The 9,787-nt window shown below is 59.3% G+C and carries 5 protein-coding genes and 3 pseudogenes; 4 read left to right on the top strand and 4 right to left on the bottom strand.

Annotation, left to right across the window (positions count from 1 at the left end; all coding sequences use genetic code 11):
* Nucleotides 1-3: 3 nt before the first annotated feature.
* The 3 genes and pseudogenes from NKH49_RS33945 to NKH49_RS33935 form a co-directional block, all read right to left on the bottom strand.
* A complete protein-coding gene (locus tag NKH49_RS33945; RefSeq protein ID WP_352929981.1) occupies nucleotides 4-732 on the bottom strand; it encodes an OmpW/AlkL family protein in 729 nt (242 codons plus the stop codon).
* A gap of 187 nt (nucleotides 733-919) precedes the next feature.
* Nucleotides 920-2,225: pseudogene (locus tag NKH49_RS33940) on the bottom strand (prolyl oligopeptidase family serine peptidase); the annotation flags it as partial.
* Between the two features lie 224 nt (nucleotides 2,226-2,449).
* A pseudogene (locus NKH49_RS33935) lies at nucleotides 2,450-2,925 on the bottom strand (prolyl oligopeptidase family serine peptidase); the annotation flags it as partial.
* 685 nt (nucleotides 2,926-3,610) lie between these two features.
* Here NKH49_RS33935 and NKH49_RS33930 point away from each other — a divergent pair.
* Nucleotides 3,611-3,892, top strand: a pseudogene (locus NKH49_RS33930) (transposase); the annotation flags it as partial.
* 470 nt (nucleotides 3,893-4,362) lie between these two features.
* Here the strand turns inward: NKH49_RS33930 and NKH49_RS33925 are convergent.
* A complete protein-coding gene (locus tag NKH49_RS33925; RefSeq protein ID WP_352929978.1) occupies nucleotides 4,363-5,403 on the bottom strand; it encodes an IS110 family RNA-guided transposase in 1,041 nt (346 codons plus the stop codon).
* Nucleotides 5,404-6,540: 1,137 nt separating this feature from the next.
* Here NKH49_RS33925 and NKH49_RS33920 point away from each other — a divergent pair.
* The 3 genes from NKH49_RS33920 to NKH49_RS33910 all read left to right on the top strand — a co-directional run.
* Nucleotides 6,541-7,155, top strand: coding sequence for a 4'-phosphopantetheinyl transferase family protein (locus tag NKH49_RS33920; RefSeq protein WP_352929975.1), 615 nt, complete (start codon nucleotides 6,541-6,543; stop codon nucleotides 7,153-7,155).
* 92 nt (nucleotides 7,156-7,247) lie between these two features.
* On the top strand, nucleotides 7,248-7,421 hold the full coding sequence (locus NKH49_RS33915) for a hypothetical protein (RefSeq protein WP_352929973.1): 174 nt from the start codon (nucleotides 7,248-7,250) through the stop codon (nucleotides 7,419-7,421).
* A gap of 628 nt (nucleotides 7,422-8,049) precedes the next feature.
* The coding region (locus NKH49_RS33910) for a formyltransferase family protein (protein ID WP_352929970.1) at nucleotides 8,050-9,787 on the top strand (1,738 nt) is incomplete at its 3' end.

The following is a 9,787-nucleotide window of genomic DNA, read 5'->3' as shown; positions in this document are numbered from 1 at the left end:
ACACTAACTGTCCGGCTTCAAATCGGAATCGTGTCCGGCATGAAATCGGAATACCTGTCCGGCTTCAGATTGGAATAGCCGTCCGGCATCACCGGAATACGCAGCCCCGGCCACTGTGACGTCGAAGTCTGGCTTGAGGAAAAGCTTCTTCACGTCGAAGTTGACGCCCCAGTGCTGATCCACCATGTAGTCGAACCCGACCTGCAGCGCGGTGCCGAACGTGTCCTTAACATGGAGAGCATCGGCGCTGCCGGTATCCTGGTTATAGAACATCGTGAAGTTCAGGCCGGCACCGACATAGGGCTTGAAAGCGCCGAGATTGGTAAAATGATACTGCAGTGTGAGCGTGGGTGGCAGCAGCCAAACCTTGCCGATGTTGCCCAGCCCGCCGAGCGTTCCTTGGCCGTCGATGTTGGCATAGGTGGTGCCGAGTATGAGTTCGGCGGCGATGTTGTCCGTGAAGAAATAGGTGATATCGAGTTCCGGGATCACGGTGTCCGAATAGGAAAGACCGGAGCCGGGCACCGCATTGACGTAGCCCGAATCCTTAGTGATGACCCCCAACCCACGCAGGCGGATCTGCCAAGGGCTTGGCGCTTCCGTGACCGAGACCCCTGCCTGCGGGACGCTTGCGGCTACCGGAGGCTCCGCCGCGACGGCCTGCTGTCCCACCATCATCAGGACGACGGCCGCTGTTACTCCCCGCGCCACGCCCATTCTCTTTCTCGCCATGATATTCTCTCCTTCATCTTTAGAAATGATGCACTGCACTACTGAGACTCTCCTCGGATTGATTAATTTTGACGGAGTCTCATGCTCATTTTACAAGAGACTGTGCCGACATTATTTGCGCGTTTCCGCAATCATCGACCTGTGCTAACTTTATTTGAAACGTTGCTCTTGTTGGGGCCCCGGTCACCTATCGACCGCTATCGGCTTGCCAGCCGATCGCACTGCGAAGGAAATTGTTGCCCAGGGCAATGAATGCGGCCCGCTCCCGGTTGTCCTTGCCGTAGCCGTGCCCGCCCGCGCTGGGCTCGTAAAAGTAAGCCGGATAGCCAAGAGCCTGCAGCTTTGCGGCCATCTTACGCGCGTGGCACGGGTGGACGCGGTCGTCCCGCTTCGTGGTGGCGAGCAGGATCGGCGGATAGGGCTGTCCCGGCGCCGCGGCGTGATAGGCGGAGATTTCCTTCAGGAAAGTCCAATCGTCCGGCTTGCCAGGATCGCCATATTCGTCAATCCAGCTCGCGCCCGCCAAAAGCTTGGTGTAGCGATGCATGTCGGTAAGTGGGATTGTGCTAAACAGCGCGCCGAAATGCTCAGGATAGCGGGTTAGCATATTGGCGATCAGCAGGCCGCCATTTGAGCCGCCCTCGGCGGCAATCCGGCTCGGTCGCGTAATGCCCCTTCGCACGAGGTCGGTGGCAACGGCGGCGAAATCGTCATGGGCGAGACGCTTGCCCTCCCTGCGCCCGGCTTCGTGCCAACGGGTGCCGAACTCGCCGCCGCCCCGGATGTTCGCCACCACGCACGTGCCGCCACGTTCGAGCCACAGCTTACCGATTGAGGAGCTGTAGTAGGGCAGGAGCGAAATGCCGAACCCACCGTAGGCGGTGAGGTAAACCGGGGCGTCCCCGTTCCCGTTCGCGGGGCCGACCTGCGTATAGGGGATCATCTCACCATCGGTCGAGACTGCCTCGTGGCGCGTGACCACCAACCCGGATGCGTCGAAATTCTCCGGATTGCGCTTCAGGATTACTGGAGCGCCGAGAGGCGGCGCCGCATTGAGGTCGAATAGGAGAAGCTGCGGCGGACGTACCGCCAACCGTCCAGGGTTTGCGGGGCTTTACCGCCAGCCAGTCGCCGAAGCAATTCCACCAGGCGTCCCGAGGAAGGTCGATCTCAGTCTTCGGCCCGCTCCTGTCGCCGATTTGGACTATCTCCTCGAAGAAGGCCGGCGTCTCGAGGAACCAAAGGCGTTCGCTCCCGGCGGTGCGGTCCAAATGACCAGATACCCAGAGGGATTCGGAATCGGCCTCGAAGATTACCGCTGAGGTGAGCGGATCCGCGCCACGCTTCCACAACCGAACGGTGCGCGGGTAGCCGGAGCGGGTGGCCATGCCGTCACCAAGCGCACTGGAAAGCAGAAGCGTGTCCGGGTCGAGCCATTCAATGCCGCCCTTGGCTTCCGGGAGATTGAAACCGTCGGCGACAAAGCTTCTGGAATGACGGGAAGCTTGTCATCTCCTACCTGGTCAACCTCGTTCCGCGTTTCGAGATGTTCACCCCCGGCAGCCGGGAATGGACGAGGCGAGCCCTGGACACCGTGCCCGCCGGAATGACTGCAGGGAGCGCCGGTCGCCTGGTTCAAAGAGGGCGGCAAAACTGCGCTCGCCGGCGAGGAAGGAGGAAAGCGAGATGCCGATCAGCGCGTCGGTGGCATAGGTCTCAGGGATCCTATATCGAATTCGCGATGCACGACCGCGTCGCTGCCGCCGCGCGACAGGCGCAGAACGGCTCTTTCCCGTCTCTCGGGCTCGATCGACGCGCGCCCCAGATCCAGTCCTCTCCGTCGCTAACGGCGAGGGCGTCCAGATCGAGCAGTACCTCCCATTGGGGATCCGCCGTCATGTAGGCGGCAAGGGTGGTCCGGCGCCACGGTCCGCGCGGGTTACGGGCATCTTGCCAGAAATTGTAGAGGTACTGACCGCGGCGCGTGATCAGAGGAATCTTGTCGGGACGGTCGAAAATCGCTGTCAGGGCCGCGCTGTCGCGCTCGAACTGCGTTCCACCGAAGTGGCCCAGTGTCCTGGCCGACTGGCTGGCGGTCCAGTCAAGTGCCGGTTCGCCTTCTGTATCTTCAAGCCAAAGATAGGGATCATCGTCGGGAGCATTCAGAGTTGGACGGAAATCGAATGCGGTCATGTCCGGACAACCCTAGGAATGAAAGCGCAAAGGCTTCCGTCGGCTTGGGAACGCTCAGTGTTCGCGGCGGCGACCGCGTGTTCGAAAAGCGGGATCATGGGATGAGTTCTTCTCAGTCGGTGCGGCGCGGCAGTGCGTTTGCGAATAGGGCTGCATGTGTCGTGCCAACTAGGAAAATCGTTTCAGAACAATGCGTCCCTCTGATAGCGCTGTGTCGCATGTCCGACATCGTCGAAGATCCGACAATGACTGCAACCGTAAGCGCCTGATCGATCTCGTGTGCGAGCTCGCAGGACACGCTGCAAACTCAAGCAGTGAAGCTCACAGCGAACTTGGTTGGACGCAACATCTTTGCTCCAAGACGCTTCACGTACCCGGCTTCGATCGTCCGATACCCATGAGTTGACGGAGGATCTGAGCGACAAGACCGGCTGCGCGTCTAAATCTACACGCCGCCAGCGAAAGAGTCGGAGATTCGGGGAAAAGGGGATGGGGGCACCGGTTGGCCGACCTGATGGTTGTGCAAGCCCTGCCAGCATTCTAGGCACAGTCCGCTTGACCTATTTGAGGTCTATCCATCGCGCCAGCAAGCTGCGCTCGAACGGACGCAAGCGACTGGTCCCTATGACAACTCGGCCTGCAGGCGGCCCGTCACCCAATATGCAAGGTACGAGGGTTCAGGAGACCGGGGGATCCGGCCCGGTGGAGTATCAAGGAATTCTTGGACGGCGCCGCCAGTTGGAGCCGCGTCGAGCACTCATCGCCCGCGTCGAGGTCGGCGCCCAAGGTGCCGACAGCCGCTTCATCGTCACCAATCTTGCCGGCGGAAAAGCCAAGGCGCTTTACGATGATCTCTACTGGCGGCGCGGCCGAGAACCACATCAAGTCCTGGAAGACGCATCTCGCCGCCGACCGCACACCCTGCACAAGAGCGACGGCCAATCAGTTCCGGCTTCTCTATTCGGCGTGTTGAGGTCAAGCGCTTTTCGAGCTTTCCGCCTCACCGGCATTGCACGTCATTCGCGGGGCCTTGCTTCTCTTCGGGATCGGCGCTCTGGCCCTGCCCTCCATGGGGATTCAGAAGAATGGGGTGGAACAATCTGTTACCGCGTCCTGATGCTCCAGTGCGATCGGTACTTCCGGAACTACGCACTCACCTCATCCTCGTCCCGCGAAGGACGGCTTTCCACCGGCAGGTGGAACTGTGTCACCTTCTATCGGGGGCGATGATTATCACATTTGATCCTCGGTTCTCTCTATCTCCTTGTTCGGCCGATGGGGCGACCATCTCCTTCGTCCTCGTCCCGACCTTTGCTTCGGCGCTTCCCGCCGCGCGCAGTGATCGTCAAGGGTGGGGACCGAAGGGACCCATCGCGCAGCGACTTGGCCCTTGACGGGCACGAGCACGGCGGCATGCTGACGCTGGTCGGGACGAGGTTAGCCGGCGACTGGCACGATTTCCGTCCTGGTCCAGCGGAACTGCGTGCCGTCGCGCCAGATCCGGTGCATGATCACCGCCAACCGACGGGCGAGCGCGATTACGGCCTTCTGTTGGCCGCGCCGCTTGGCGACGTTCATCGCCCAGGCCTTCAGCCAGGACCATTTCGTCACCCGCGTCAGCAGGGTCTGCGCGGCCTCGTAGAGCAGCGTTCGCATCATGCGATCGCCGCACAGCGAGATCCGACCGATGCGGCGGCTTTCGCCCGACTCGTTGAGCACCGGCGTCAAGCCCAAAATCGCCCCGACCACCTTGGAGTTGCGGAAGCGGCCCGGCATGTCGATCGTGGCGGTGTAGGCCAGCGCCACGACCGGGCCGACACCGGGAATCGACATCAGCCGGCGGCAATTCTCGTCACCCCGGACGATCGTCAAAACCTTGCGGTGCAGGGCGGCAAAATTCTGGCGCAGCTTGGCGCGTACCTCGAGCAGCGGTTCGATGATCTCGGCCATATCGGGCATGCCGTCGGTGAGCTCGCGGATGCGCTCCGCGAAGCCGGCTGGGCCGACTTTGCCGACCTTGAGCCCGAAATTGCGCAGCAAGCCGCGGATGTCGTTCTCGACGGCAATGGCCTTTTCCTGTAAGAGCTTGCGCGCCGTCAGCAACGTCCGGCGCTTCTGGCTCGTCAGGATCTTCACATGCACCGGGCGGTACAGATTGACCCGCATCATCTGCGCGATGCCGCGGGCGTCAATGCGATCAAACTTGTTCGGCTGGGCCTTCAGGAATGCCTTGGTGTGCCGGGTCTCGATGCAGATGACCGGCAGCCCTGCTTCGGCCAGGCCGCTGAACAGCCATTGCGACAAGGGCCCGGCCTCAAGCCCGATCCGCTCAAAGTTCCAGGCGGGATCCGTGAGCACCCGCGCAAGATCCTCCGGATGGCTCGGCACCTTCATTTCGCGGCACGCCGTGCCAGTTTCGTCAACGATGCATACTGCGGTTTCTCTCACTGAGACATCTAATCCGGCATAATGTTTCATGTTGCGCTTCCTCCTTCTGATAGCTTGTGGCTGCTTCCATGCAGACCACGTCTGATCATCGGCCTAAAGCGCAGCACCTTCATGGCATTACCGCTAAAAGATGAGGCTCAAGCCGAATACATGGGGTAATCGCGGGAGCGAGTTGCCCAAGTCTTAGCTATGGAATGGGTGGTCGCGTCCCCACAGGTGGTGTAGCTCGGCGGTAGCGAAGCGGCTCGTGACATACCCGAGGCGCATATGCCCCGAACCGAACCCGCCCACCTTAACCCCCAAACCCCCGCCTCCATATCGACGGATCAACCCCGGAGCCCGGCGAAGCGTGCCAATAAGCACTGCAACGGCGACCACATCGCCGCTTCAGGACGCCGAGGCTCATCGCTGTGCATCAAGGCGGCTAACTACCTTTACTCTACCCTTCGCGAGAGGATCGTAGAGCATGTGTTCGTCGGGGGACGCACTCCGCGACCTGTGGCGAAATGGCATTTACCCTGTGGCGGCGCCGCGCGTGGAATTTGATGCCCCTGGGTATGATCTCGTCATGCCTGGAAGGCATGATCGACCGCCACTTCCAATCAAAGACGGGCACTCAAAAGCGGCCACTGCGGTCTCCTTATCCAGAGCGCTCGTGGAGGAACCAAGCGGTTGCGCTAGTTGGGTTAGGTCCGCTGCTGGAGATGGGACCGTACTACTGGCTAGGCGGTGCACCGGGAGAGCCATTGGACTCGAGCACGCATGATCCGAATTACAGGAAGTCACTCCCGACAAAACGGGTGTGCTGCCGCCGAGCCGAAAAAATCACTTTGACGTTCCCGGCTCCGCTTTCGTTGCCCGCAACACATTGGGCGAGATTCTGGAAGGCCTATTCGGTGATCTTTCGCCAACGATGGTAGAGAGCGTCGAATGAGCGACGTCGCCGCCCGACCCGTCCGCTGGATAGCGACCGTTGACTGCCGTTGCCGGAGACGGTGAGCGGTATTGCGCACTGAATGCCCCGATTTTATTGAGGTGCAATTAAACGATCTGTAGAGAGGAATGCGGCCTAAGATCAATGCCACAATTTGATCGGTGCGCGAGCCCTGAAGCGGAGCCCGCCGTTGATTTCTATCTCATATTTCCAAAGCCCAAAGGAGCCAATAGGTGGAGATTATCCCGTCTGATCAAGAGAACATCCTCATCGGCATTCGTCCGATAGAACGCGCCGACGAGGACGCCTTGTTTTCTTCCGAAGTTACCGCACTAGGACACGCTGTTGCCAAAGTCCGTCGCCAAAGCGGTGCCGCTAGAATAATTGCTCGGACACTTCTTGGCGAACTGGGATTTCCACCGACGCCTATTCCAAAGACACATTCTGGTGTTCCGACATGGCCAGCCGGCATAGTTGGATCTTTGGCTCATCACGGTACAGTAGCAGCAGCTGCTATTGCAGAGAATAGAAGGGTTGCGGCGCTTGGTATCGACATAGAACCTAATGAACCTCTGCCGGAGGACTTAATCGAATTGATTGCTACCCCGCGCGAGCAACGGATGTACGGCTTACGGCTGCTCCAGCGGCGAGACCTGTTTGTTTTGAAGGAGGCCGTGTATAAAGCCTATTTTCCACTATATATGGCTTTTCTTGAATTCCAGGATGTTGAAATCGATATTCGCGCCCGACTTGGACATGTGCCGAGGTCAAATTGCACCTTTTCATTGGAGTTACATACTTCCGATAACGTAATCGGCTTAGCATATTCACTGCCAGAGCGGATGTAAGCTCAACTCGGCTCAGCACTTGCCGCTGCCGCACTACTTTGGCGTAGTTGGCTTGATGGCCGACTGCGGGTTCTCCGGCAGATGGGAAATTGATGGCGTTTTCTGAGCTTGAGGCGATGGTGCTGATGACGGTCGGGTATTTCCAGGCAGTCACGCACGGGAAGCTCAGGAAGATATTCACCAAGGAAGTCAGCCTCGACGGCGACCCTATCGATTACATTCGGCATGAGGCAGAAGGTCGATTCCTCGGTTTTTTTGACAGATGAACCTGTCGATGATGCGGCAGATGCTTGAGAGCGATCCGCAATTGAACGGTCGATTGACAGTGCTCAATCGTCCTATGTCCGACGATGTCGGATAAGCAACATAGCAGTGTTAGGCTATCATATTGGTTGAGAACGATTTCTCCTTTGGCACGGTACATGCGTAGTCCTCTACAAGGCGCATAGACTGAGGAGAAGTCGTCCGATGATCAGGCTCACTGGAAACTCAGACGAGGTTCAGGTGGCAGCTGCGATGCTGCCGGAGACGATATTTGGAGCCGTAGGGGCTTGCCGGGCACTTTGGGAAGATGTGGCTCCGCGCAAGAGTTTCGTTACCGTCAATGAACGCCATATTACACAAGCGACTGTGGGCGCGGTTACCCCCGAGCAAATCCGAACCAGTGTGATTAGTTTGGGCCGCTACGTGCCGCGGCGCCTGGGGCGGGCACTGCCCGGGCCTACTGGGTGGACTGCTGGAGGGGTGAAGATGGCATATCGGTCTTCTCCAGTGCGCGGAGGCGCTTGCGAACCAGGCGGTCGGGATAGACAACCTGCAGCCCAATCAATCTCCTCCAGCGTCTTTGTTGGCAGTGGTACGCTTGCTATCAGCTGCGCTCAGCTGGCAATTGAGATGGGCCACGTCATTGGTGCGGCCCTGTGTGGCGATGCCATATTCGCAGAGTGGGCGGCTCGCGCCAACATCCCCCGCATGGCGAGTGTTGAAGAGCTCTGCTCTCTTTTGAAGACCGAACCGGTGGATTGGATTTTCTCCGTTGCCAATCCGTTCATACTGCCACCGGACGTGTTTGGGCGAGTGCGTCAAGGTGCTTTCAACTACCACGACGGTCCATTGCCACGATATGCGGGAACGCACGCGACGTCCTGGGCGCTGCTGGCGCAAGAGACCGAATATGCCATCACGTGGCATCGTATCGATGATGGTGTTGATACGGGTGACGTCGTGGTCCAGCGCCAAGTGCTGATTGCGCCTGCCGATACGGCACTGACCCTGAACCTCAAGTGTTATGAGGCCGCTGTCGAGGGTTTCCGCGAGCTTTTAACTGGCCTCAAGAGCGGGAAGCTTATTGCTTATCCGCAGGCGCTGGTGAACAGAAGCTATTTTCCGAGACGTCGACGCCCAGATGCGGCAGGCTGTCTGCGATGGGATCGATCCGCGCAATATCTGTCAGCGATGACGCGTGCCCTAGACTTTGGGCCATATCATCCCAATCCATTGTGTCTGCCTAAGGCTCTCGTAGGCGATGGGGTTGTCACAGTCAGACGCTTGGAGGTGCTGCCTCGACGCTCGGGCCTTCCGGCGGGTTGCCTGCTTGAAATCTACTCCAGCCACTGGCGGGTGGCGACGGGTACGCAGGATGTTGAGGTTTGCTTTGGCAGCTCCGATGGTCAGGCGCTGGACGCGCGAGACCTCGCCAGGCATTCCAATCTGAATGAAGGTGATCGCCTGCCAATTTTGAGCGATGAACAGGCGCAGAGCATAACTGCCACCCATGAATTGCTGGCGCCTCGGGAGGATTTTTGGCGACAGCGGCTAGAGCAGTTTAAAATATTGCAGCTTCCTTTCCTGTCGTCGTCCGCGGCTGAGGCGCCGCCCAGATGGCAATCGAGTTCGTGGTTCATTGCAAGTGCTTTGGCTAAGCTGTCGCCACATGATCGCACGGATTGCTTGGTAGCGGCTTGGCTGATCTATCTCGCCCGCATCACGGGAGAAACTGAGCTTCAACTGGGATGGACGCCGGCATCGGATAGCTCGCAAGCTGGCTCTAAAGCGAGGGAGGTGCTTATCGCCTCTGTCGCGCCGATGGAAGTTACCATTGATCTTGCACATGATTTTGAAGAAATACGCAAAACGGTGGCAGCCGAATGCGCTCAGCTGAGGGAGCACGGTAGCTTTGCGCGGGATCTTATCGCGCGCTGGCCCACAGTGCGAGGTGTGGAGCCGCTACGGTCGCACCAGCCCTGGCCGATTTGCCTCACAATCACGACAGACAGCTGTTCTGTCGCTGGCGATTTGACGTCGAGCCAAAGTGCTGGGGCAGGCCTATGCGGCGATTTGCTGACGTTTGAGGTCTGCGTTCAGGATGGGAGCTTTCGATGGCACTTTGATGCAAGTCGACTAGCGCCGAAGCAAATCGGCCGTATGACACAGCATTTGCAAACTTTGTTATATGGTGTGACGGCCGATGCAGGGCAGCCGGTTGGCCGGGTTGAGCTGCTGCCATCCGATGAACGGACCTATCTGCTCGAGGAGTTGAACCGGACGGCGGCGGCCTATCCGTCGGAGCGGTGCATCCACGAGCTGTTCGAGGCGCAGGTGCGCCAGGTGCCGGAGGCGGTGGCGCTGGTCC

The sequence above is a fragment of the Mesorhizobium sp. M1088 genome (assembly GCF_040318575.1).
Taxonomy (GTDB): Bacteria; Pseudomonadota; Alphaproteobacteria; order Rhizobiales; family Rhizobiaceae; genus Mesorhizobium.
This window is presented reverse-complemented; position numbering and strand designations above follow the sequence as displayed.

Bases quoted from the DNA above. Each gene is read 5' to 3' on its own strand.
- NKH49_RS33925 (WP_352929978.1), bottom strand. From the start codon at position 5,403: ATGAAACATTATGCCGGATTAGATGTCTCAGTGAGAGAAACCGCAGTA.
- NKH49_RS33945 (WP_352929981.1), bottom strand. From the start codon at position 732: ATGGCGAGAAAGAGAATGGGCGTGGCGCGGGGAGTAACAGCGGCCGTC.
- NKH49_RS33915 (WP_352929973.1), top strand. From the start codon at position 7,248: ATGGCGTTTTCTGAGCTTGAGGCGATGGTGCTGATGACGGTCGGGTAT.